The 22,713-nt window shown below is 64.2% G+C and carries 20 protein-coding genes; 15 read left to right on the top strand and 5 right to left on the bottom strand.

All coding sequences use genetic code 11. The features are described from left to right. Positions 1-30 precede the first annotated feature (30 nt). From ACPFL9_RS02485 to ACPFL9_RS02470, 4 genes are all read right to left on the bottom strand, one after another. On the bottom strand, positions 31-1,434 hold the full coding sequence (locus ACPFL9_RS02485; RefSeq protein ID WP_426005633.1) for an MFS transporter: 1,404 nt from the start codon (positions 1,432-1,434) through the stop codon (positions 31-33). Positions 1,435-1,583: 149 nt separating this feature from the next. Beyond that, entirely contained in the window at positions 1,584-1,820 is a 237-nt protein-coding gene (locus ACPFL9_RS02480) for a hypothetical protein (RefSeq protein WP_426005632.1), read from the bottom strand. Continuing rightward, positions 1,814-2,662, bottom strand: a complete 849-nt coding sequence (gene pdxS / locus ACPFL9_RS02475) for a pyridoxal 5'-phosphate synthase lyase subunit PdxS (protein ID WP_426007473.1) — start codon at positions 2,660-2,662, stop codon at positions 1,814-1,816. The genes ACPFL9_RS02480 and pdxS overlap by 7 nt, the downstream gene beginning before the upstream one ends. Before the next feature lie 247 nt (positions 2,663-2,909). Next, positions 2,910-3,590 (bottom strand): GntR family transcriptional regulator, encoded by a 681-nt coding sequence (locus ACPFL9_RS02470; RefSeq protein WP_426005631.1) that lies wholly within the window; start codon positions 3,588-3,590, stop codon positions 2,910-2,912. A 132-nt stretch (positions 3,591-3,722) separates the two neighbouring features. Here ACPFL9_RS02470 and purU point away from each other — a divergent pair, with 132 nt between their 5' ends. The 13 genes from purU (at position 3,723) to ACPFL9_RS02405 (ending at position 19,122) form a co-directional block, all read left to right on the top strand. Beyond that, complete coding sequence (gene purU, locus ACPFL9_RS02465; RefSeq protein WP_426005630.1) at positions 3,723-4,640, top strand: formyltetrahydrofolate deformylase; 918 nt, start codon at positions 3,723-3,725, stop codon at positions 4,638-4,640. 44 nt (positions 4,641-4,684) lie between these two features. After that, a complete protein-coding gene (locus ACPFL9_RS02460; RefSeq protein ID WP_426005629.1) occupies positions 4,685-7,177 on the top strand; it encodes a GcvT family protein in 2,493 nt (830 codons plus the stop codon). Between the two features lie 130 nt (positions 7,178-7,307). Next, positions 7,308-7,934, top strand: a complete 627-nt coding sequence (locus ACPFL9_RS02455) for a cyclodeaminase/cyclohydrolase family protein (protein ID WP_426005628.1) — start codon at positions 7,308-7,310, stop codon at positions 7,932-7,934. Next, positions 7,931-8,818, top strand: coding sequence for a bifunctional 5,10-methylenetetrahydrofolate dehydrogenase/5,10-methenyltetrahydrofolate cyclohydrolase (locus ACPFL9_RS02450; RefSeq protein WP_426005627.1), 888 nt, complete (start codon positions 7,931-7,933; stop codon positions 8,816-8,818). The genes ACPFL9_RS02455 and ACPFL9_RS02450 overlap by 4 nt, the downstream gene beginning before the upstream one ends. A 43-nt stretch (positions 8,819-8,861) precedes the next feature. Beyond that, on the top strand, positions 8,862-11,183 hold the full coding sequence (locus tag ACPFL9_RS02445) for an FdhF/YdeP family oxidoreductase (protein ID WP_426005626.1): 2,322 nt from the start codon (positions 8,862-8,864) through the stop codon (positions 11,181-11,183). A gap of 143 nt (positions 11,184-11,326) precedes the next feature. After that, positions 11,327-11,743 carry a GlcG/HbpS family heme-binding protein gene (locus tag ACPFL9_RS02440; protein WP_426005624.1) on the top strand — a complete coding sequence of 139 codons (417 nt, stop codon included), beginning with the start codon at positions 11,327-11,329 and terminating at the stop codon, positions 11,741-11,743. A gap of 141 nt (positions 11,744-11,884) precedes the next feature. After that, on the top strand, positions 11,885-13,102 hold the full coding sequence (gene fdhA, locus ACPFL9_RS02435; protein WP_426005623.1) for a formaldehyde dehydrogenase, glutathione-independent: 1,218 nt from the start codon (positions 11,885-11,887) through the stop codon (positions 13,100-13,102). A gap of 163 nt (positions 13,103-13,265) precedes the next feature. Continuing rightward, complete coding sequence (locus ACPFL9_RS02430) at positions 13,266-14,543, top strand: molybdopterin molybdotransferase MoeA (protein WP_426005622.1); 1,278 nt, start codon at positions 13,266-13,268, stop codon at positions 14,541-14,543. After that, complete coding sequence (gene fdhD / locus ACPFL9_RS02425; RefSeq protein WP_426005621.1) at positions 14,531-15,412, top strand: formate dehydrogenase accessory sulfurtransferase FdhD; 882 nt, start codon at positions 14,531-14,533, stop codon at positions 15,410-15,412. Before ACPFL9_RS02430 ends, fdhD begins: the two co-directional genes overlap by 13 nt. A gap of 49 nt (positions 15,413-15,461) precedes the next feature. After that, entirely contained in the window at positions 15,462-16,265 is an 804-nt protein-coding gene (locus tag ACPFL9_RS02420; protein ID WP_426005620.1) for an IclR family transcriptional regulator, read from the top strand. A gap of 283 nt (positions 16,266-16,548) precedes the next feature. Continuing rightward, on the top strand, positions 16,549-16,836 hold the full coding sequence (locus tag ACPFL9_RS02415) for a hypothetical protein (RefSeq protein ID WP_426005619.1): 288 nt from the start codon (positions 16,549-16,551) through the stop codon (positions 16,834-16,836). 37 nt (positions 16,837-16,873) lie between these two features. Next, positions 16,874-18,895, top strand: coding sequence for a BCCT family transporter (locus tag ACPFL9_RS02410; RefSeq protein WP_426005618.1), 2,022 nt, complete (start codon positions 16,874-16,876; stop codon positions 18,893-18,895). A 44-nt stretch (positions 18,896-18,939) separates the two neighbouring features. After that, positions 18,940-19,122: a hypothetical protein gene (locus ACPFL9_RS02405; RefSeq protein ID WP_426005617.1), complete on the top strand. Its 183-nt coding sequence runs from the start codon at positions 18,940-18,942 to the stop codon at positions 19,120-19,122. Between the two features lie 66 nt (positions 19,123-19,188). On the opposite strand, the gene ACPFL9_RS02400 is transcribed toward ACPFL9_RS02405, so the two are convergent. Next, entirely contained in the window at positions 19,189-19,869 is a 681-nt protein-coding gene (locus ACPFL9_RS02400; protein ID WP_426005616.1) for a fasciclin domain-containing protein, read from the bottom strand. 319 nt (positions 19,870-20,188) lie between these two features. Here ACPFL9_RS02400 and ACPFL9_RS02395 point away from each other — a divergent pair, with 319 nt between their 5' ends. Beyond that, positions 20,189-22,072: a cytochrome c biogenesis protein DipZ gene (locus ACPFL9_RS02395; RefSeq protein WP_426005615.1), complete on the top strand. Its 1,884-nt coding sequence runs from the start codon at positions 20,189-20,191 to the stop codon at positions 22,070-22,072. A 33-nt stretch (positions 22,073-22,105) separates the two neighbouring features. Further along, positions 22,106-22,678 (top strand): GNAT family N-acetyltransferase, encoded by a 573-nt coding sequence (locus ACPFL9_RS02390; protein ID WP_426005613.1) that lies wholly within the window; start codon positions 22,106-22,108, stop codon positions 22,676-22,678. Positions 22,679-22,713 lie beyond the last annotated feature (35 nt).

Raw genomic sequence — 22,713 nt, 5'->3', positions numbered from 1 at the left:
AGGATCATGCCAAGCCATTCGGCGCAGGTTCTAGACGCCTGCGATCCGCGCCGGCTCGGCGGCTTGGTCGTCGACGATGGTTTCCTTGGAACCCGCAGCCGCTGCCAACGACATTCCCTTGGTTTCTTCTGCCAGAAGTACGCATACCAGCCATCCGAGCGCGGTGAGGCCGGCTGCTGCCAGCATTGTGGGACCAATGCCCCAGTCGCGCAGAGCAAAGGGGATCACGAACGTACCGATGGCCGCCCCGATCCTGCTGGCACCGGTGGTAATGCCGATGGCACTCGCCCGGATCTCCGTGGGAAAAAGCTCGCTGGGGTACGCCCACTCAAGGATGTTGGGACCGCCCGAGAAAAAGGCGTACATGCAGAAGCAGGCAATGATGATGGCGACCGGCGCTCCCGGAGCGAATCCCAAAACAAAGAGCGGGAGCGCCATCAAGGCAAAACTCCAGATGATCAGCGGTCGGCGGCCGACGGTTTCAACCAGGCGGAGGGCAGGCAGGCATCCAAGCAGGAAGACGGCATTGATGATGACCGAGCCAAGGTTTGCCAGGTTGCCCTCCCCCAGGCCAAACGAGCCAAGAATGACCGGGCCGAACGTGAAGATGGCGAAGAGTGGCGTGACTTGGAGGATGTAGAACGCGCTGCAGAAGAACAGGCGCTTGGGGTAGGGGCGGCGAAGCAACATGGCGAAGTCCACCTTGCCCCGCTTCGACGCCCCGGACGGCGCTTCGGCTTCGGCCGCAAGCACCGCCGCTGCGTCCACCTGGTCGCCCAGGCCGGTACGCAGGGCGTCCTCTGCCTCTTTCAGTCGACCATTGTTGAAAAGCCAACGCGGTGATTCCGGAATTCCGTGCCGCATGGCCAGCACCGCGATGCCCAGCACCGCAGAGCTCCCCAGCATCCAGCGCCAGCTTTCGGGACCGAAGACCTCCGACATGGCGAACCCTACAAGGGATGCCAGGGCAGCCCCCGCGAACCAGCCGGTGATCAGCATGCCAAGCATCCTGCCGCGGCGCTTTTGGGGCAGCCATTCGGCCAACAGTGCACTGGCAATGGGGTAATCGGCACCGATGGCCAGGCCCACTATGAAGCGAAGGATGATCAACTGCGTGGCATCCTGCACCACGAACTGCAGCGCCGAGGCAATCACCAGCGCCCACAGGTCGATCGTGTACATCAGACGGCGCCCGATCTTGTCCGTCAGCGGCCCCAGGAGCAGCGCGCCGAAGAAGATGCCCACCAGGGCGGAGGCGCCAATGAGGCTGACTTCGAGCTCATTGGCTCCGAACTGGGCAGTAAGCCCCACCATTGCTATGCCAATGATGCTCAGCATGTACCCGTCCAGGAGTGGACCTCCCATGCAGCCAATGACGAGTTTTCGATGGAAAGGGGAAAAGCGGGCGGAATCGAGGGCGGAGCTTAGACCCATGGTTCTCCTTGGCCTGTCCCGGCGCGACGCTGCGTCGGGAAAACGGTGAATATATTGACAGCAGAAAAACTGATATATGAGAACGTAGTGTTGGCCGTCTCACAGTGTCAATTTGTGTCAATATCCCGCCATGGCCCCTCACATGCTGCTCAGTGCCACACCTGATAACCGGTCGATTTATCGAACAGACGGCGGGGTTCGGCCCCGTCCGCGGCCAGCCACAGGACAGAATCATCGGCGGCTGCCTGCTCCACGACTCCGGACATGATGCGGTCGTCCTTTAACCACACCTCCACCACGTGCCCCGTCAACTGGGCCCAGTCATGGCGCAATGCACGCCCTTCTTCCGTCCAAACCTGCCTTGCCTCCGGCACCTCGATCACCATGCGCGTTCGGCGAGGCGGTGCGGTTGCGGGATCTCGTCGACGTTGATGCCGACCATGGCTTCACCCAGGCCGCGGGAGACCTTGGCGATCACGTCCGGATCGTCGTAGTAGGCAGTGGCCTTCACGACGGCGGCCGCGCGCTGGGCCGGGTTGCCGGACTTGAAGATACCGGAACCGACGAACACACCGTCGGCGCCGAGCTGCATCATCATCGCAGCATCAGCCGGGGTCGCGATGCCACCAGCGGTAAACAGCACCACCGGAAGCTTGCCCGTCGCGGCGACTTCCCTGACCAACTCGTACGGAGCCTGCAGTTCCTTGGCCGCAACATACAGCTCGTCCTCGGGAAGGGCGGAGAGCTGGGCGATCTCGGTGCGGATCTTGCGCATGTGACCGGTGGCGTTGGAGACATCGCCGGTACCGGCTTCGCCCTTGGAGCGGATCATTGCCGCACCTTCGTTGATGCGGCGCAGCGCCTCACCGAGGTTGGTGGCACCACAAACGAAAGGCACAGTGAAGTTCCACTTGTCGATGTGGTTGATGTAGTCCGCCGGGGTCAACACCTCGGACTCGTCGATGTAGTCCACACCGAGGGACTGCAGGACCTGGGCCTCGACGAAGTGGCCGATGCGGGCCTTGGCCATCACCGGGATGGACACGGCGGCAATGATCGACTCGATCATGTCCGGATCGGATATGCGGGACACGCCACCCTGGGCGCGGATATCAGCCGGAACACGCTCGAGCGCCATGACAGCCACGGCGCCGGCATCCTCGGCGATGCGGGCCTGCTCGACGTTAACGACGTCCATGATGACGCCGCCCTTGAGCATCTCAGCCATGCCCCGCTTAACGCGGCTGCTGCCCGTGAGCGCGATGTTTTCAAAAGGGAGAGGTCTTGGGTTCACGTGATACTCCAAAGGAATGAAAGCCGCGGTGGCCGCGGGCACCCGGGGATCGATCATGCAAAGGCAGGAGTGTCTGATATCCGGGTGATATATTAGCTGCGGATTTCAGTATGCAAGCCTTGGTTCCCGGAGTCAACGGCAGGACCGAAGGGCGAACGGGAATGAAGCGGGCGGGCTGCCGTCAGGCGGCAAACAACGCCTGGCGCACGGCCTGCTCGAAGCCGCTCACGTGAACACGGGCCAGTTCGGCCGCCTTCTCGGCTTCACCGTCGATCACGGCTTGAAGGAGGTCCACATGTTCATGGACATGGTGCTCAAGATTCGGCAACCGGTCCAACACCATGCACCAGATGCGCGTGGCGAGGTTGTCATAACGGATCAACACGTCTTCCAGGTGCGGATTGGCGGCCGCCGCATAAATTCCCTGATGGACGCTGGCGTCCAGCTTCAGCGTTTCAACGACCGTGGCCGCGCGGAGGTCGAACGCTTCTACAGCGCGCATCACTTGGCGAAGATGGTCACGGCCCGCCGGAGTGGCTACCCGCGCAGCGCGGGCAGCGGCCACAGGCTCCAGCTGGACGCGGATTTCCGAGATGAAGGCGAGATCGGTGACTTCCACCCTGGTGGCGAAGGTTCCGCGCCGCGGATAAGTCACCACCAGGCGATCCAGCTCAAGGCGCTTCAAGGCCTCGCGTACCGGCGTGCGACCGATGCCCAGCTCCCTGGCGAGTTGCTCGTCGTTCAGGAGATCCCCGGGCTTGATGTCCAGTGTCAGCAATCGGTCCCGCACACTCTCGTAGGCGATCTCCGCAAGGGACTTCCTGCCCGCCTCTTCGGCGGTTGCCAGAGTTTGGATTACCACAGTGCCGAGCCCCTTCCACAGTTCAAAAAAACCTATTGACCCCGTTCCAAGGTCCAGTATACGCTGAATCCAATCCTAATATATCAGTACACGACTCAGGAATATATTTAGGGAATTATCTAAGGAGGACCTATGACCCTCGTGGCTTCAGACTCTCACCTCAGCACCGTGCCGGCAGAGCGCAGCCAGCTCAAGGACGAGCAGGCGCAGAAGTTCGTACTCACACTGTCGTGCGTCGAACAGCCCGGCATCGTGCATGCAGTCACCACGTTTCTGTTCGAACGCGGCTTCAACATCGAAGAGCACCAGCAGTTCGATGACAGCCTGCGCCAGACGCTGCACCTGCGTACCGCGTTCTCCGGTCCGGAGAGCTACTCCCCGGAGCAGCTTGAGGACGAGTTCCGTTCCATCGCGGAGCGTTTCGACATGAAGTTCAGCTTCTACGACCAAACCAAGCAGCGCGTCCTGGTGATGGTCTCCAAGTTCGGCCACTGCCTGAACGACCTCATCTTCCGCTGGCGCGGTGGCAGCCTTGGCGGCGAGTTGGTGGCGGTGGTGTCCAACCATGAGACACACCGCGCCATGGCCGAGGCCGCCGGCCTGCCCTTCATCCACGTCCCGGTAACCCCGGACACCAAGGCAGAAGCCGAAGCCCGGTTGCTTGAGCTGGTTGATGAGTACCAGGCCGACCTCGTCGTCCTGGCCCGTTACATGCAGGTCCTCTCCGACGACCTCTGCCGCAAGCTGGAAGGCCGTGCGATCAACATCCACCACTCCTTCCTCCCCGGCTTCAAGGGTGCCCGCCCCTACCACCAGGCCTACGACCGCGGCGTGAAGCAGGTTGGCGCCACGGCCCACTACGTCACTGCGGACCTGGACGAAGGCCCGATCATCGAGCAGGAAGTCATCCGGGTGGACCACAGCTACGGCCCCACTGCCCTCTCCACGGTGGGCCAGGACGCCGAAGCCCTCGCCCTTTCCCGCGCCGTCCGCTGGCACTGCGAACACCGTGTCCTGCTGGACCAGACCAGCACGGTCGTTTTCCGCTAACCCGCACCCTAGCCCCGCCCGAATCACAGCAGGAGAATACTTTCATGGCCTCCACGCCTCGCATTGTCATCATCGGAGCCGGCATTGTCGGCACCAACCTCGCGGACGAACTCGTTCAACGCGGCTGGAACAACATCACGGTCCTGGACCAGGGACCGCTCAACATGCCGGGCGGTTCCACCTCGCACGCCCCCGGCCTGGTTTTCCAAACGAACCCGTCCAAGAGCATGGCCCTCTTCGCCAAGTACACGGTGGAGAAGCTGCTGTCCCTGACCGAGGACGGCCAGAGCTGCTTCAACCAGGTGGGCGGCCTTGAAGTTGCTACCACCGAGACCCGTCTGGCGGACCTGAAGCGCAAGCTCGGCTATGCGGCATCATGGGGCATCGACGGAAAGATTCTTTCTCCGGAGGAGTGCAAGGCCCTCTACCCGCTGATCAACGAAGAGGACATCCTGGGCGGTCTCCACGTGCCCAGCGATGGCCTGGCCCTCGCCGCCCGCGCAGTCCAGCTCCTCATCAAGCGCACCGAGGCTGCCGGCGTGAAGTACCAGGGCAACACGGAGGTCACCGGCATTGAACAGTCGGGCCGCCGCGTCACCGGCGTCCAAACGGCCGACGGCGTGATCCCGGCTGACATCGTGGTGTCCTGTGCCGGCTTCTGGGGCGCAAAGATCGGCGAGATGATCGGCATGTCCGTGCCGCTCCTCCCCTTGGCACACCAGTACGTCAAGACCACCCCCGTCCCCGCGCAGAAGGGCAAGAACGAGCTCCCGAACGGCGCCCAGCTGCCAATCCTGCGCCATCAGGACCAGGACCTTTACTACCGCGAGCACGGCGAACGCTACGGAATCGGCTCCTACGCCCACAAGCCCATGCCAGTGGACCTGGACGAACTCGGCAAGTACGAGCCCAGCAGCATCAGCGAACACAACATGCCGTCCCGCCTGGACTTCACGCTGGAGGACTTCCTGCCGGCGTGGGAAGCCACCAAGCAGATCCTTCCGGCGCTGCGTGAGAGCGAAATCGAAGACGGCTTCAACGGCATCTTCTCCTTCACCCCTGATGGCGGCTCCCTGGTGGGCGAGTCCAAGGAACTGGACGGCTTCTACGTGGCAGAGGCCGTGTGGGTCACCCACTCCGCAGGCATTGCGCGCGCTGTTGCCGAGGTGCTCGTGGACGGCAAGTCGCAGATCGACCTGGGCGATTGCGACATCCACCGCTTCGAGGACATCCAGCTCACTCCCGAATACGTCAGCGAAACCTCCCAGCAGAACTTCGTGGAAATCTACGACGTCCTGCACCCGCTCCAGCCCAAGTTGTCTCCGCGCAACCTGCGCGTCAGCCCGTTCCACGCCCGCCACAAGCAGCTGGGCGGCTACTTCCTGGAAGGTGCCGGCTGGGAACGCCCCTACTGGTTCGAAGCCAACGCCGAGCTCCTGAAGGAAATGCCGGACGAATGGCAGCCGCCGGCCCGTGACGCCTGGTCCGGCATGTTCAACTCCCCTATCGCGGCAGCCGAGGCCTGGAAGACCCGTACCGCAGTAGCCATGTACGACATGACTCCGCTGAAGCGCCTTGAGGTTTCCGGCCCTGGAGCCCTCAAGCTGCTGCAGGAACTCACCACCGGCGACCTCAACAAGAAGCCGGGCGCCGTGACCTACACCCTTCTCCTTGACCACGCGGGCGGTATCCGAAGCGACATCACGGTTGCCCGCCTGGACGAGGACACGTTCCAGCTCGGCGCCAACGGCAACATCGACACCGCCTACTTCGAGCGGGCAGCCCGCCACCAGACGGAGAACGGCGGAGCCGGCGACTGGGTGCAGGTTCGCGACACCACCGGCGGCACCTGCTGCATCGGCCTCTGGGGACCCCTGGCCCGCGACCTTGTCAGCACCATCAGCAGCGACGACTTCTCCAACGAGGGCCTCCGCTACTTCCGTGCAAAGAAGGTCGTCATCGGCGGCGTTCCCGTGACCGCCATGCGCCTGTCCTACGTTGGCGAACTTGGTTGGGAGCTCTACACCAGTGCCGACAACGGCCAGCGCCTCTGGGATGCGTTGTGGAAGGCCGGCCAGCCGTTCGGCGTCATCGCGGCAGGCCGCGCGGCGTTCAGCTCGCTCCGCCTCGAAAAGGGCTACCGTTCCTGGGGCACTGACATGACCACCGAGCACGATCCGTTTGAGTCCGGCCTCGCTTTCGCGGTCAAGATGGCCAAGGAAAGCTTTGTCGGCAAGGCCGCCCTGGAAGGCCGGAGCGAAGAAAGCTCCGCCCGCCGCCTCCGCTGCCTGACGGTCGACGACGGCCGCAGCCTCGTGCTGGGCAAGGAACCGGTGTTCTACAAGAACCAGCCGGTGGGTTACGTCACCAGCGCCGCGTACGGCTATTCCGTCCGCAAGCCGATTGCGTACGCATACCTGCCGTCGGCTGTTTCCCTGGGAGACTCCGTGGAAATCGAATACTTTGGCCGCCGCATCCAGGCAACGGTCACCGAGGACCCGCTGTACGACCCCACCATGAGCAGGCTTCGCGGCTGATCGCGCAGCCTTTCAAGGGCATGCGGCCCGGACACCCTTTCTCCCTCGCAAACCGTGTCCGGGCCGCTGCCCTTTCCCCTGCCGTCAAGACGCCCCACCACGCCTCTCTCCCGTACGCCCAGGAAGCCCCATGATCAGCTCTGAAAGCATGAACGATTACCTCTTCCGGCTCGCATCACGCCAGCCGACTCCCGGCGGTGGCGCCGCTGCCGCCCTGCACGCAGCACAGGGTGCTGCACTAGTGGCCATGGTGGCCCGGTACTCCACCGGTGAGAAATATGCCGCCTACGCGGAACAAGTAGCCCGGATCACCGAATCCGCAGACACCCTCCGGCACGAAGCCCTCGGCCTCGCCGATGAGGACGAACGCGCCTTCCAAGGCGTGATCGATGCCTACAAACTTCCCTCCACTACGGAGGAGCTCAAAGCCGCGAAGACCGCAGCCATCCAGGACGCCCTGGTCACGGCCGCGCAGACACCTGCGCGGCTGATCGGCCTTTCCGGCGCTGTGGTGGACCTTGCCACCGAACTCTTCGACGCCGCGAACCCCAATGTGATCAGCGACGTCGCCGCCGCCGCGGACGCCGCCCGTGCTGCTGCGACCACTGCCAGGGTCAACATCGACATCAACGTGGTGGCCATCAAGGACCCCGCGGTCCGCTCACGCCTGGCCAGTGAAACCGACGGCCTGGAAGAGAAAGTCGTCCTCGCTGCCGACACCCTGGTGCAGCGGGTCCGCGAAAGGATCCTCGCATGAATACTGAAGTCCTCTCCGGCAAGCCGCTTGCCGGACTCATCAAGCAGCGGGCGCAGGATGAGGCCCGCCTCCTCGACGCCGAGGGCGTGCATCCGGTCCTGGCCGTGGTGGTTGCCACCGACGACGAATCGACGCACTGGTACGTCCGCTCGATTGAGCGCGCCGCCGAGCGGGCCGGCATTGATTGCCGGATCGTGGACCTCGGCCACGACGCGACCGAACAGGTCCTGGCCAGCGTCCTGCGGGATCTCAGCGCAGAACCTGCGGTCAACGGAATCATCCTCCAGACCCCCTTGCCCGCCGGTGTCCGGAGCGATTCCCTGGTGGGCCTGATCGCCCCGGAAAAGGACATCGACGGCGCAAACCCCCTCAGCCTGGGACGCCTCGCCGTGGGGCAACCTGCATTTGCGCCGGCCACCGCACGGGCCGTGGTGGAGTTGCTGGACCACTTCAACGTGCCCACAGCGGGACAGAACGTAGTGGTCGTCGGGCGCTCCGCAGTGGTGGGCAAACCGCTGTCCCTGCTGTTGCTCGCCAAAGACGCCACCGTCACCGTCTGCCATTCCCGCTCCGGTGAGCTGGAGCCGTTCACCCGGCCCGCCGACGTCGTGGTCGTGGCTGCAGGCCGCACCGGACTCCTGACCGGCAGCCATGTTTCGGAGAAGACGGTAGTGGTCGACGTCGGCACGAACGTCCTGCCCGACGGTTCCCTGGTAGGGGATGTCGACGAGGCGAGCGTCAGCGGTGTGGCAGCTGCGTTGACACCGGTACCGGGCGGCGTAGGCTCGGTGACGACCGCACTCCTGCTGCTGCACACCACCGAAGCAGCCCGCAGCCAGGCCCGTGCGTCCACCGGCCAGCCGCTGGCCGCCGTCGTCGCCTGACTCCCGCAAAGCCGTTAGTTCCTGATCTGGAGGGAAGATCGCCATGGCTTCCAAAGCCCCCCGCGAAAACATCGACGAGTCAAAGCTGACCGTCACCAAACCCAAGACAAAGGCCGTGGGCATCCCGGCTGTGGCCAATGCGCTGAAGATCTCGTTCGAACAGATGGGACCGGTCCGCAGCGTTCAGACGCTGATGGCCGTGAACCAGCTGGACGGGTTCGACTGCATGGGCTGCGCCTGGCCGGAGCACGAGAAGCGCAACGCGGCAGAGTTTTGCGAAAACGGGGCCAAGGCCGTGGCCGAAGAAGCCACGAAACGCCGGGTCACGCCGGAATTCTTCGCCAAGTACTCCGTTGCGGAACTGAAAACCCGCGACGATTACTGGCTTGGCCAGCAGGGCCGCCTGACCCATCCCATGGTCCTGGAAGAGGGCGCCACCCACTACGCACCGATCAGTTGGGATGACGCGTACGCGCTGATGGCCGATGAACTGCGCAGCCTGGAGACTCCGGACCAGGCAGTCTTCTACACCTCGGGCCGCACATCCAATGAAGCCGCGTTCGTGTACCAGCTCCTGGTCCGTGGCCTCGGCACCAACAACCTGCCGGACTGCTCCAACATGTGCCATGAGTCCTCCGGATCCGCCCTGGTGGAGACCATCGGCATCGGCAAGGGTTCGGTGAGCCTCACGGACCTGGAAACAGCGTCCCTGATCTTCGTGGCGGGCCAGAACCCGGGCACCAACCACCCGCGCATGCTCAGCGCTTTGGAAAAGGCGAAGAAGAACGGCGCAGTCATTGTCTCCGTCAACCCGCTGCCTGAGGCCGGGCTGCTTCACTTCGAGAACCCGCAGCACGTTGCGGGCGTGGTCACGGGCACCAAGCTGACTGACGACTTCCTCCAGATCAGGGCAGGCGGCGACCAGGCACTTTTCCAAGGCCTCGGGAAGTACCTGCTGGAAGCCGAGGCCGCAGGCCGTGCCACTCCCGGTCTGGACACCGTGCTGGACCACGCGTTCATTGCGGACCACACCGTGGGCATCGACGAATACCTCCGCTACCTCGAAAAGGTGGAGTGGGATGACATCGTCGAAGCCAGCGGCCTGACCCTCGAACAGATCCACGCCACAGGTGAGCGCCTCCTGGCCTCCAACGCCACGATCGTCTGCTGGGCGATGGGGCTGACCCAGCACAAGCACTCCGTACCCACCCTGCGGGATGTGGTCAACGTGCTGCTGCTCCAAGGCAATATCGGCAAGCCCGGCGCAGGCGTGTGCCCGGTGCGCGGACACTCGAATGTCCAGGGCGACCGCACCATGGGAATCTTCGAAAAGATGCCTCCGACGTTCCACGACCGGCTGGACCACGAATTCGGGTTCCTGTCGCCCAGGGAGCACGGTTACGACACCGTTGCGGCCATCCGGGCCATGCGGGACGGCAAGGTCCGCTTCTTCATGGGAATGGGCGGCAACTTCGTCCGCGCGGCCCCGGATTCGCAAGTGACCGAGGACGCCCTTGCCAACACGGCACTCACCGTGCAGATTTCCACCAAGCTCAACCACTCCCATCTCTCCACAGGGCGTCGCGCCTTGATCCTGCCGACCCTGGGACGGACCGAGAAGGACACCCAGGCTTCCGGTGACCAGCGCGTGACGGTAGAGGATTCGATGAGTGCGGTCCATGCTTCCCGCGGACGGTTGAAGCCCGCCAGCGACCACCTCCACTCCGAGGTGGCGATCGTGTGCAACCTCGCCCACCTGCTGTTCACCGACGGCCAGGGCAGGCCACTGCCGGGAGCACCCCGCGCCAACTGGCTCGCCCTCCGGGACGACTACACCCTGGTCCGCAAGCACATCGAAGCCGTCATCGACGGGTTCGAGAACTTCGAGGACCGCATCCAGCATCCGGGCGGTTTCGTCCTCCCCCACCCGCCCCGGGACGCCAGGAAGTTCGACACCGTCTCCGGAAAGGCCCACTTCACCGGGAACGAGCTCGAATACATCAAGATCCCGGCCGGCCGGCTGGTGCTGCAGACCCTGCGTTCGCACGACCAGTACAACACCACCATCTACGGCAAGGACGACCGTTACCGCGGCATCCACGGCGGTCGCCGCGTGGTCATGATCAACCAGGATGACATCACGGAGCTGGGCTTCGCCGATGGAGACATGGTTCACCTCATCTCGGAGTTCCAAGGCACAGAACGCATCGCGGAGAACTTCCGGATTGTTTCCTACTCCACGCCCAAGGGGTGCGCCGCTGCCTACTACCCGGAGACGAATGTCCTGGTTCCGCTGGACTCCGTCGCCGACACCAGTGGGACGCCGACTTCCAAGTCCGTCATCGTCAGGTTGGAACGGGCTTAGAAGGGCCTGTACATCATGTGATGCGTGCCATAGTATGTCACTGATATATCTATAGACCGAGTTCGCAGATATCAGAGGCTTTTCCGGTCTGGCTCCGGCCCGGCCCCAACCCCGTGCAGAAGACATGAGTCAAAGGAGAATCAATGTCTGACATCACCCAAACCCACGCCGACGCCGTCCTTGCCGCAGCACTCGGCTCCGCCCGTGAAACCGGCACAGCCATGAACATTGCGGTTGTGGATGCCGGTGGCAACCTCAAGGCCTTCACCCGCATGGACGGGGCCTGGCTGGGGAGCATCGACATTTCCATTAAGAAAGCCAGGACCGCGCGCTACTTCGACATGCCCACCGGAGCCATTGGCGGGTTGTCCCAGCCCGGTGGTCCGCTGTTCAACATCGAGGTGTCCAACGGAGGACTCATCACGTTCCCCGGCGGTGTCCCGCTGAAGGACGGCAGCGGCGCGGTGATTGGAGCGATCGGCGTCAGCGGCAGCACTGTCGAGGACGACCACACCGTGGCATCGGCTGGAGCTGCTGTCCGGTTCCAAGGCGTCGCCTAGACCCAATGCACAGCTGTCCAATGGTCCGTGAACGGTGCTTCGGTGGCCTGAAACCTGGGGAGGTATTCCTCATCGGAGCATCGCTTTCGGACCATTGGACAGCCCATGAGTTCCGTATCATCAACTGTCCAAGGAGTGGCCATGTCAGGAAATAGAGCAGTCGCCTACAAGGAACCCGGTGTCGTCGAAATCATCGACACTGAGTACCCGACGTTCGAACTCAAAGACGGACCTGGCGTCAACCCGGCCAACGTCGGCAGGAAGGTGCCCCACGGCGCCATCCTGCGTACCGTGACCACCAACATTTGCGGTTCCGACCAGCACATGGTCCGCGGCCGCACCACCGCGCCGCAGAACCTGGTCCTCGGCCACGAGATCACGGGCGAAGTGATCGAGGTGGGACCCGACGTCGAGTTCATCAAGGTAGGCGACATCGTCTCGGTGCCGTTCAACATCTCCTGTGGCCGGTGCCGGAACTGCAAGGAACGGAAGACCGGCATCTGCCTCAACGTCAACCCCGACCGCCCGGGCAGCGCCTACGGCTACGTTGACATGGGCGGCTGGGTAGGCGGCCAGGCCGAGTACGTCCTGGTCCCTTACGCGGACTGGAACCTGCTGCGCTTCCCCGACCGTGACCAGGCCCTTGAAAAGATCATGGACCTGACCATGCTCTCGGACATCTTCCCCACGGGCTTCCACGGCGCCGTCACTGCCGGCGTCGGCGTGGGCTCCACCGTCTACGTTGCCGGCGCCGGCCCTGTGGGTATCGCCGCTGCCGTCGGCGCCCAACTGCTGGGTGCCGCCGTCGTCATTGTGGGCGACATGAACGAAGACCGCCTGGCACAGGCGCGCTCCTTCGGTTGCGAAACCGTCAACGTCTCCAACGGAGACCCGAAAGACCAGATCGAACAGATCCTCGGCGTGCCCGAGGTGGACAGCGGCATCGACGCAGTCGGCTTCGAGGCCCGCGGCCACGGCAAGGACGCTTCCCACGAGGCGCCGGCCACCGTGCTGAACTCCCTGATGGACATCACCGCAGCCGGTGGCGCCCTGGGCATTCCGGGCCTGTACGTCACCGGCGATCCGGGCGGAATCGACGAGGCCGCCAAGCACGGTTCCCTGTCCCTGTCCCTCGGCACCGGATGGGCCAAGTCGCTGTCCTTCACCACCGGCCAGTGCCCGGTCATGAAGTACAACCGCCAGCTCATGATGGCCATCCTCCACGACAAGGTCCAGATCGCGAAGGCAGTCAACGCCAAGGCGATTCCGCTTGAGGACGCACCGCGCGGTTACGCGGAATTCGACGCCGGGGCGGCCACCAAGTTCGTCCTGAACCCCAATGGCTATGTAAAGGCCTGACAACCGCGGGTTCAGTTCGCAACCACGGATTCCGGGGGCGGCACGGCAAAAACGGGAAGGCCTGCCGCCCCCGGCTTCCGCATTTAATGCACGGCATCCGCCGTCAACCAGCTCAGATTCTCAAACAGCCCAGACAGCACAACCAGACCAGGAAGTGGGCATCATGCTAGCCCAGGAAGTCTCCGACATCCCCGCATTCCACATGTCCTGCGAAAATAAGCACTCGCCCACGTGGCTTGAAGCGCGGCACGTGGCCTACCACTGCGCCAAGCCGCTCGGTTCCGTGGTGGTACCGCTTGCGGACGGAATCGGATCTGCACTGACCGCGGACGTTGTGGCGCGCCAGGATATTCCCCACTACGCCTCCTCCGCCATGGACGGCTGGGCCATCAGTGGCCCCGGACCTTGGATCCTCGTGCCGTCAGGGTCGGTCCTGGCCCCCGGAGAGGCCAGCATCATCGCCACCGGAGGGCTCGTCCCCGAGGGAGCCGACGGCATCCTGCGGAAGGAAAGTGGCGAGGTCACCGCAGACGCGGCCGGCACCCGGCAGGTCACACTCACACCGAACGCCAAGCCCGGAGAAGCACAACCGGGCCGCCACATCCGTCCCGCGGGGGAAGAAGCCTCGGCAGGCGACGTCCTGGTTCCGGCCGGGACCATACTCAACCCGGCCCACATCGCCCTTGCGGCTGTAGCAGGCCACGACCACGTGCGGGTACAGCGCAAGCCACGCGTCGCCGTCGTGCTTACCGGGTCCGAAGTAGTAACGTCCGGTGAGCCGGCTCCGGGACAGGTCCGCGATACTTTCGGTCCGCAGCTGGCCACGGTTATCTCGCAACTGGGCGGCGAGCCGGCCGGCCGACACAGGATCGGCGACTCGTACGACGAATGGCTGGACGCCCTTGCCGGCCGCCACGACGGCCACCAGGCGGACGTGACCATCACCACCGGCGGTACCGGGGTATCCGGAACAGACCACTTCCGGACTGCCGTGGACGCCCTGGGAGGGCGCCTGCTGCTGGACGGAATTGCCATGCGTCCGGGCCACCCCGCGGTGCTGGCCGAGCTTCCTGACGGTCGCTTCATCATTGGGCTGCCAGGGAATCCGCTGGCGGCCATGCTGGCCTTGGCCACCCTTGGCGAGCCGTTGCTGGCCGCCCTTGGAAACCGCCCGCTGTCCGCCGCAGGCCGGATGACGTCGGGCGCGGATTTCGAACCGGACCGCGGCAGGACGCGGCTGGTCCCGTGCACGTTCGTCCACGGACTCGCCGTTCCCGCCGCCCACACCGGGCCCGGAATGATGCGCGGACTTGCCTGGGCAGACGGCTACATGGCTGTTCCCCCCGAAGGGGTGGAAGCCGGCCAACCCGTCCCGGTCATGCCGCTGCCGTGGACATCGCCCCTGGACCGCTACGGAAGGACGGCCCCATGGCACGCATGACCCAGCGCCGCAAGATCCACCGCTTCCTGTTGGATGACGCGGCAAGCGGGCACCCGGTGCGGTTCAAGGAAGACGTCCTTGCCGCGGAGGAGCCCCTGGAGATCCGCCTCAACGGTACGTCGTTCGCCGTCACCATGAGGACGCCGGGTGACGACTTCGATCTGGTGGCCGGGTTCCTGGTGTCCGAGGGCATCATCCGCCACCAAGCCGAACTGGTTTCCCTGCGGTTCTGCGCCGGCGAGAGGGACGGCGTTCAAACGTTCAACGTGGTGGAAGCCCAGCTGCGGCCGGACGTTCCCCTTCCCGACACCATGAGGCACGTCTACACCTCAAGCTCGTGCGGCATCTGTGGAACAGACTCCATAGAGGCCGTCCGGAAAACCATCAGCTTCGATCCATCCAGCGACCCCCTGCACGTCCCGGTGGACCTTCTCGCCCAACTGCCGGATCGGCTACGCGAGGCCCAGGCCGTGTTCGACCGGACCGGCGGGGTCCATGCCGCAGGACTGTTCAGGCTGGATGGCCCGGAGCCGGAACTGCTTTGCCTGCGCGAGGACGTAGGGCGTCACAATGCAGTGGACAAAGTGGTGGGCTGGGCACTGCGGCAGGATCTGCTGCCGTTGTCCGGCCTGGTGCTGCAGGTGTCAGGCAGGGCATCCTTCGAACTGGTCCAGAAGGCAGCACTGGCCGGCATTCCCGTCCTCTCAGCCGTCAGCGCCCCATCCAGCCTGGCGGCCGACCTGGCCGCAGAGACGGGCGTGACGCTGGTGGGCTTCAGCCGCGGCAAAAGCCTCAATGTCTACTCCGGGCGGGAGAGGGTCGGTCTCCCGCGTCGGGCACTCCTTGAGGAGGCGCGCATGGGCCCCTAGAGTCCCTTGCCCCCGCCTGCGTCCGTCCTGTCCGTTTAGGATGTGAACCATGGCACGCAGCAACCCGGACATCGACAAGGACGCAGACGCCCAAGGCGGAGGCGTCCAGTCAGTGGACCGTGCCCTCCAGATCCTGGAAATCCTGGCCCGCGAGGGCGATGCCGGAGTCAGCGAAATTGCCGAGGAAATGGGCGTGCACAAATCCACGGTGTCCAGGCTGGTTGGCTCACTGGTTGCCCGTGAACTGGTCCGGCAGAACAGCGAACGGGGAAAGTACCAGCTGGGCTTTGGCATCCTCCGCCTGGCCTCCTCCATCCCCGGCCGCCTCAGTGTGGTCCACGAGGCCCGCGAAGTGCTGGAGACCCTCGCTGCCGAATACAAGGAAACCGTAAACCTGGCGGTGCTGCGGTCGAACTACGCCGTCAACGTTGATCAGGCCATGGGACCCTCCACGCTGGCCACCTACGACTGGGTGGGCAGCCTGACGCCACTGCACGCGACATCCAGCGGCAAGGTGCTCCTGGCGGCATTGACGGCGGACGAGAGAAGCCAGGTCTTCAAGGCGGTGGGACTCCCGGCCCGCACCCCCCGCACCGTCACCAACCGCGGGGAGCTCGAACGGCAGCTCCATGATGTGGCACGGAACGGCTATGCGGTGGTCCACGAGGAGTTCGAGATCGGACTCACGGCAGTCGCTGTGCCGATCTACAACCACTTGGGCAGCGTGATCGCCGCGGTCAGCATTTCCGGGCCGGCGTTCCGTTTCAACCCCGAGGACCAGCCCGGACTCATAGATGGACTTCGCGAGGCCGGGTTGTCCATCAGCGCCAAGATGGGTTACCGGCACCGGTAATTCAGCGTCTTCGTCCGCTGGCGTGCCTTCCGGACTCCGCTGTCGGCACCTAGCCGGACTCCGCCGTCGCACATTGCGCAACTGTTGACACCATACGCAACGGGCCGACTTGAAGCCAATTGATATATCAAGTTGCCGTCAAAGAGCCAAAAAGGCTTGACTTTGAGTGTGACGGGGCGCACTCTGTTGCTTACCGCGAATGTTGTTGATTCTTGCGGAACGCCCGTCAGGCCGGACGGCCACCGGGCCGGCAGACCGTCCCATACACCGGAAGAGGTGCATCATGCACGACGCCTCCCCGCCCAGCGCAACCGCTGACGGGAAGGCAGCAAGCCCCCAAACAATTGCTCCGACCGCCGCTTTCACACGTGATGATGGCGGGACCACCGCCACTGACGGAATGCATGACGCCGCCAGGTCCGGCCTCCATAGCCGAGGATCGGACACCCGCCCGGTATACCTGCCGGTCGGCGCCGACAAACTGCAGACCGCCACCGGCAACCGCATGGTCACCGGTCCGGATGAAGCCCCCAACCTTCCCTCCGGCCCACCATTCCACGGCCATGTTTAAACGCAAGCCCATGACTCGCCGAGCAAAGGACCCGCTCATGGCCATAAACAGTGACACAAAACCCTTAACGCCCGAGGAGTTACCTGCCGACAACCTGCCGGCGGAAACTCCAACAGCCAACAAACACACCCGCAAGGGAACGGATGAAGACGTCATCACCGTCTCCCCTGAGGAAACAAACCCCGCAGTCCTCGACGCTGAGGACGGAGGGGCCGAAGTTCTCCCGGACGCTGAAGAATATGAGCAGATCCTGGAAGAACTCCGCGTCGCCAAGACCGAGCAGGCCGTATCGGCCCGCCGGAACCGCAAACTTACGCTCGACAAAGTCACCTTCGGAATCACGGGCGCCATCGCCGTCGCCTTTGTGGTCTGGGGATTTGTCGGAAGGGACAGCCTCTCTGAAACCTCCAAAGGTGCCCTCAACTGGGTCATGGAGTACACCGGCTGGCTGTTCATGGTCCTTGCCTCTTTGTTCGTGATCTTCGTGCTGTGGCTTGCCCTGGGCAAGTTCGGCAATATCCCGCTGGGCAAAGACGGTGAAAAACCGGAATTCCGCACCATTTCGTGGATCGCGATGATGTTCGCCGCAGGCATGGGCATCGGCCTCATGTTCTACGGCGTGGCAGAACCGCTCTACCACTACATCTCACCCCCGCCCGGCACCGTGGATGGCCGCACGCCTGACGCCATCCAAACCGCCATGGCTACCTCGATCTTCCACTGGACCCTCCATCCTTGGGCCATGTACGCGGTGGTGGGCATTGCCATGGCCTATGGCACCTACCGCCTGGGCCGGAAGCAGCTGGTATCCGCGGCTTTCACCTCGCTGTTCGGCATCCGGATGGTGGAAGGTCCGCTCGGGAAGTTCATCAACATCCTGGCCATCTTCGCCACGCTCTTCGGCACCGCCGCGTCTCTCGGCCTCGGCGCCCTGCAGATCGGCAGCGGCATGACGTCCAACGGCTGGTTCGGGGAAATCGGCACGCCCATCCTGGTGGTGATCGTGGCCATCCTGACCTTCTGCTTCGTGGCTTCCGCCGTCTCCGGCATCAGCCGGGGCATCCAGTGGCTGTCCAACATCAACATGGTCCTGGCCGTCGTCCTGGCCCTCATTGTGTTCGTCGCAGGACCCACGCTGTTCATCCTCAACCTCATCCCCTCGGCAGTAGGCGACTACGCCCGCGACCTTGCCGAGATGTCATCCCGGACCGAGGCTGTCGGGGACGACGCCCTGCGCAGCTGGATGACCAGCTGGACCATCTTCTACTGGGCCTGGTGGATTTCCTGGACGCCCTTCGTTGGCATGTTCATCGCCCGGATCAGCCGCGGCCGCACCATCCGCCAGTTCGTCACCGGTGTCCTGCTGGTGCCAAGCATCGTCAGTGTCATCTGGTTCGGCATCTTCGGCGGAGCCGCCTTCCACGTCCAGCAGGAAGCCGACAAAGCCGGCACGCCGGGGCTCGTGACCATGGTCGACGGCGCTCCCTCCATCAACTTCGACGGCGCACTTTTCGATCTGGTCAAGAACCTTGGCATGCCGGAGTGGCTCACGGCAGGCGTGATCGTGCTGGCCATGGTCCTGGTGGCGATCTTCTTCGTCACCGGCGCCGACGCGGCCTCCATCGTGATGGGTTCACTAAGCTCCAACGGCGCTGAGCACCCCCGCCGTGGAGTCGTGATCTTCTGGGGCAGCCTGACCGGTGCCGTGGCAGCCGTCATGATGCTGGCCGGCGGCGATGAACCGTCCGAAGCGTTGTCGGGGCTCCAAAGGGTCACGATCGTGGCAGCACTGCCCTTCATCCTGGTCATGTTGCTGCTCTGCTTCGCCCTCGCGAAGGACCTGAGGCGCGATCCCCTGTCCCTGCGGCGCCGTCTGGCAACATCCGTCGTGGAACGGGCCATCCGCACCGGGGTGGAACAGCACCGGGGAGTCAAGTTCGATCTTGTGACCAAGCACGAGTGTGCCGAGGATTGCCCGGACTCTGACTGTCCCGGTGGAACCGCCACCGGCAGCATTCCCACCGTTGAAGACAACCCCCCGAAGGCGAAAGACCTGTAAGTCCAGCCTTCCCCTCCCAGCAACCAGCAGTAAGGTGTCATGCCATGACCTCAACCCGTGCAGAAGAAAGCACAGTCAGGGTATCCAGCGATTCCAAGGAGCACGTCTCCTTCACCGTGGATGCTTCCAGCCCCGTGACCGTCCGAGTCGAGCTTAACGGCGGTTGCCCCTGTGGAGCAGAACACCGCCACACAGGGTCCTACGTGGACAGCGACCTCGGCCGCTGAGCCCGGACACAAGAAAGCAGGCGCCGGAAACCCGGCGCCTGCTTTTTCTTTGCCTTCAGGTCCTGCTTACTTGGGCATCAGCACCGAGTCGACCAGGTACACCGTGGCGTTGGCGGTGTGGACGCCACCGCAGATCACGTTGGCGCCATCAACAGTGAGGGCATCCTTGGTGCCACCCACCGTAACTTCGCCACCCTGGACCGTCTTGTGGGTACCCACGACCTGGTCCGGGGTCAGCTGGCCCGGGACAACGTGGTAGGTCAGGATCTTGCTCAGCAGGGCATCGTCCGTCTTGAGCGTTTCGATCGTGGCGGGATCGATCTTGGCGAAGGCGTCATCCACCGGGGCGAACACCGTGAATTCGCTGCCGTTCAACGTCGAGACCAGGTCCACCTTGGGGTTGAGCTGCCCGGACACTGCCGCGGTGAGGGTCTTGAGCAGCGGGTTGTTGGACGCGGCCACGGCTACGGGGTCCTGGGCCATGCCAACCACGGAGCCGGGGCCGTCCGGGACCTGGGCTGCGTAGCCGGCGCAACCGGGACCCACCAGGTCGCGGGCGGGGTCCATGGCGGCGCTGCTCATGGAAGAGGCGGACGGCGACGGTGCCGCTGACGACGTCTCCGGTGCTGCGGAGGAAGATGCAGGAGTGCTGGAGGTGCTCGAACCACCACAAGCCGTGAGTCCGAGGAGGGCGGCTGCAGTGAGGCCGACGAAGGCGAGGGCGGGGCGGCGCTTTGTGGACAACATGTCATTCTCCTTGTTCTTGGAACCATGGGCGTTTGGTCCTCTGGGGGTGGCACGGGCGGCCCGGCGATGGTGCTGCCGGTGTTGTGCTCACCTGCTATTCGGAGGGTCTGCCGGGGTGGATGGGTGCGGATGGAAAAAATTTTGGAAGCACCCTTGTTTTCCTGAAACGCGGGCTTAAGGCACGGCTCCAGGCGGACTGGCCCCACTCCTGCCATCCCGCTGCAAGCCGGACCAAGCCGTCCGCCCTGCCGCTCCGAACTTCCTGCAGATCCCGGAGCCGGACCACCACACGGCCGGCCCGGCTACGTTGGGAGACTTAATGCTGCAATTGGCACTCATCGGCCTGCTCGGCGGGCTCATCACGGGAATCTCGCCGTGCATCCTGCCGGTCCTCCCGGTGATATTTCTATCGGGCGGCGCCCAAGGCGCCCGCCAACGTACCGGCAGCAAGGCCCCGGCCGCCAAGGACAACCCCGACGGCGGCAGCGGACTCCGCGCCCACAGCACCGCAGCAGCCGGGTCACCCGGCAGCAGCGCCGGAACAGCCGCCGTCGAACGTGGTTCCGTTGCCACGCAAAAGGAGGCGACCGCCGTCGGGACCCCCTCCGACCGTGCCCAACGGCGCGCAGCCGGGTGGCGTCCCTATCTGGTGATCCTTGGCCTGGTCATTAGTTTCAGCACCTTCACGCTGGCAGGATCTTTCCTGCTGACGCTGCTGAACCTGCCGCAGGACCTGCTGCGGTGGATCGGGCTGACCGTGCTGGTGCTGATCGGGCTTGGCCTGATCTTCGACCGTTTCCAGCACATCCTGGAGAAGCCATTCTCGTGGATTCCGCAGAAGCAGGTGGGGACGGAAAACGGCGGGCTGGTGCTGGGTCTGGCGCTCGGCGTCGTGTATGTTCCCTGTGCAGGACCAGTGCTGGCCGCCATCGCGGTGGCCGGGGCAACCGGCCAGGTGGGTCCGGAGACGATCGTGCTGACGCTGACCTTCGCCGTGGGCGCGGCCATTCCGCTGCTGGTGTTTGCCCTCGCTGGACGGCGGGTTGCCGAACGGGTCAAGGCCTTCCGGCGCAATCAGCGGAAGATCCGTATCACCGGCGGCATCATGATGATCGCCTTGGCCATTGGCTTGGTCTTCAATCTCCCCCAGCTGCTCCAGAAGCTGGTCCCCGACTACACCTCCACACTCCAGGAACAAGTGCAGGACAACGAATCGGTGAAGAAGGCGCTGGACCTCGGCGGGCTCGTGAACGACCAGAACAGGGATCTGGACAAATGCAGCAACGGTGCGGCCGAGCTGGAGTCCTGCGGCACTGCGCCGGACCTCAAGGGGATCCAGGAATGGTTCAACACCCCCGGCAACCAGCCGGTGAACCTGAAGGACCTCAAGGGCAAGGTGGTCCTGGTGGATTTCTGGGCATATTCCTGCATTAACTGCCAACGCTCCATTCCGCACCTCACCGACTGGTACGGAGCCTACAAAGACGCCGGGCTGGAAGTTATCGGCGTGCACTCCCCGGAATACGCATTCGAGAAGGAAGTCCGGAACGTCGTGTCCGGCGCACAGGGCCTGGGCATCACCTACCCTGTGGCCATCGACAACAACCTCTCCACCTGGACCAACTACCGCAACCGTTACTGGCCGGCCCACTACCTGATTGATTCCGAGGGCACGGTGCGGCACATCAAGTTCGGCGAGGGCGGCTACCAGACCACGGAACGGCTGATCCGGGAGCTGCTGAAGCAGGCCGATCCGTCCGTTGAGCTGCCGGAGCCAGTGGAAGCGTCCGACGACGGCCCGGTAGCGGGTGCCACGACTCCCGAGACGTACCTGGGCGTGACCAAGAAGGTCAACTATGCGGGGAGTGAACCGTATAAGGCCGGGGTGGGCACGTACACCGTCCCTGCTTCGCAGCCCGCTGACAGTTTCGCCCTGGCCGGCGGGTGGGACATTGGCACGCAGTCCATTACCCCCACGGGTGCCGGGTCCTCCATCACCCTGAATTACCACGCCAAACAGGTGTACATCGTGGTGAGCGGTGAGGGTTCGCTGGATGTGGTTCGCGACGGTAAGGCCACTCCCGTGGCGGTTTCCGGGACGCCGACGCTGTACAAGATCGCGGACGATCCGGACATCCGCACGGGCCAGCTCGAAGTACGGGTTCCGCAAGGGATCCAGGCGTACTCGTTTACCTTTGGGTAGCAGCAGCCTTTCGAACGGTGGCAGGATGGGCGGATGGCTATCGAAGTCCGCCCTGCCACGGTGTTCGAAGACGTCAAGACCATGGTGGGACCCAAAAACCCCGGCTCCAACGTGTGCTGGTGCCTGAGCTATCGCATCCCGTCCAAGCTGAACCAGAGCCTCCAGAAGGAAGCCCGCGGCGAATATGTGGAGAAGCTGGTCGCCGAAGACCCGCCTCCGGGTGTTTTGGCGTACGACGGCGACGACGTGGTTGGGTGGGCAGCCGTCCACCCGCGTGCGGACACCAGTTTCGCGACGAACCGGAAGATCCCGCACGTGGACGACTCCCCGGTTTGGTCCGTCTGGTGCATCCGGGTGCGGCCGGGCCACCGCGGGAAGGGCATCTCGCACCATCTGCTGGCGGGGGCCGTGGAGATGGCCAGGAAGTACGGGGCCCCAGCCATCGAGGGATACCCCGTGGACAACAAGGGCGGCAACGTGGACCTGACCATGGCGTACGTAGGAACCCGGAGGCTGTTCGAGAAAGCCGGGTTCAAAAAGGTGGCCGAAACGACGTCCGTCCTCAACGGCTTCCCCAGGGTCCTGATGCGCCTGGACCTCCCCTAACGCCCCACCCCCAACTCCCCCAACTAGGTCGCATT

Source organism: Paenarthrobacter sp. NyZ202, assembly GCF_049860755.1.
Taxonomy (GTDB): domain Bacteria; phylum Actinomycetota; class Actinomycetes; order Actinomycetales; family Micrococcaceae; genus Arthrobacter.
This window is presented reverse-complemented; position numbering and strand designations above follow the sequence as displayed.

What these genes read in the sequence shown, in the direction of transcription:
- ACPFL9_RS02485 (WP_426005633.1), bottom strand. Translation starts at nt 1,434, where the DNA reads ATGGGTCTAAGCTCCGCCCTCGATTCCGCCCGCTTTTCCCCTTTCCAT.
- ACPFL9_RS02480 (WP_426005632.1), bottom strand. Translation starts at nt 1,820, where the DNA reads ATGGTGATCGAGGTGCCGGAGGCAAGGCAGGTTTGGACGGAAGAAGGG.
- pdxS (WP_426007473.1), bottom strand. Translation starts at nt 2,662, where the DNA reads ATGGCTGAGATGCTCAAGGGCGGCGTCATCATGGACGTCGTTAACGTC.
- purU (WP_426005630.1), top strand. Translation starts at nt 3,723, where the DNA reads ATGACCCTCGTGGCTTCAGACTCTCACCTCAGCACCGTGCCGGCAGAG.
- ACPFL9_RS02460 (WP_426005629.1), top strand. Translation starts at nt 4,685, where the DNA reads ATGGCCTCCACGCCTCGCATTGTCATCATCGGAGCCGGCATTGTCGGC.
- ACPFL9_RS02455 (WP_426005628.1), top strand. Translation starts at nt 7,308, where the DNA reads ATGATCAGCTCTGAAAGCATGAACGATTACCTCTTCCGGCTCGCATCA.
- ACPFL9_RS02450 (WP_426005627.1), top strand. Translation starts at nt 7,931, where the DNA reads ATGAATACTGAAGTCCTCTCCGGCAAGCCGCTTGCCGGACTCATCAAG.
- ACPFL9_RS02445 (WP_426005626.1), top strand. Translation starts at nt 8,862, where the DNA reads ATGGCTTCCAAAGCCCCCCGCGAAAACATCGACGAGTCAAAGCTGACC.
- ACPFL9_RS02440 (WP_426005624.1), top strand. Translation starts at nt 11,327, where the DNA reads ATGTCTGACATCACCCAAACCCACGCCGACGCCGTCCTTGCCGCAGCA.
- fdhA (WP_426005623.1), top strand. Translation starts at nt 11,885, where the DNA reads ATGTCAGGAAATAGAGCAGTCGCCTACAAGGAACCCGGTGTCGTCGAA.
- ACPFL9_RS02430 (WP_426005622.1), top strand. Translation starts at nt 13,266, where the DNA reads ATGCTAGCCCAGGAAGTCTCCGACATCCCCGCATTCCACATGTCCTGC.
- fdhD (WP_426005621.1), top strand. Translation starts at nt 14,531, where the DNA reads ATGGCACGCATGACCCAGCGCCGCAAGATCCACCGCTTCCTGTTGGAT.
- ACPFL9_RS02420 (WP_426005620.1), top strand. Translation starts at nt 15,462, where the DNA reads ATGGCACGCAGCAACCCGGACATCGACAAGGACGCAGACGCCCAAGGC.
- ACPFL9_RS02415 (WP_426005619.1), top strand. Translation starts at nt 16,549, where the DNA reads ATGCACGACGCCTCCCCGCCCAGCGCAACCGCTGACGGGAAGGCAGCA.
- ACPFL9_RS02410 (WP_426005618.1), top strand. Translation starts at nt 16,874, where the DNA reads ATGGCCATAAACAGTGACACAAAACCCTTAACGCCCGAGGAGTTACCT.
- ACPFL9_RS02405 (WP_426005617.1), top strand. Translation starts at nt 18,940, where the DNA reads ATGACCTCAACCCGTGCAGAAGAAAGCACAGTCAGGGTATCCAGCGAT.
- ACPFL9_RS02400 (WP_426005616.1), bottom strand. Translation starts at nt 19,869, where the DNA reads ATGTTGTCCACAAAGCGCCGCCCCGCCCTCGCCTTCGTCGGCCTCACT.
- ACPFL9_RS02395 (WP_426005615.1), top strand. Translation starts at nt 20,189, where the DNA reads ATGCTGCAATTGGCACTCATCGGCCTGCTCGGCGGGCTCATCACGGGA.
- ACPFL9_RS02390 (WP_426005613.1), top strand. Translation starts at nt 22,106, where the DNA reads ATGGCTATCGAAGTCCGCCCTGCCACGGTGTTCGAAGACGTCAAGACC.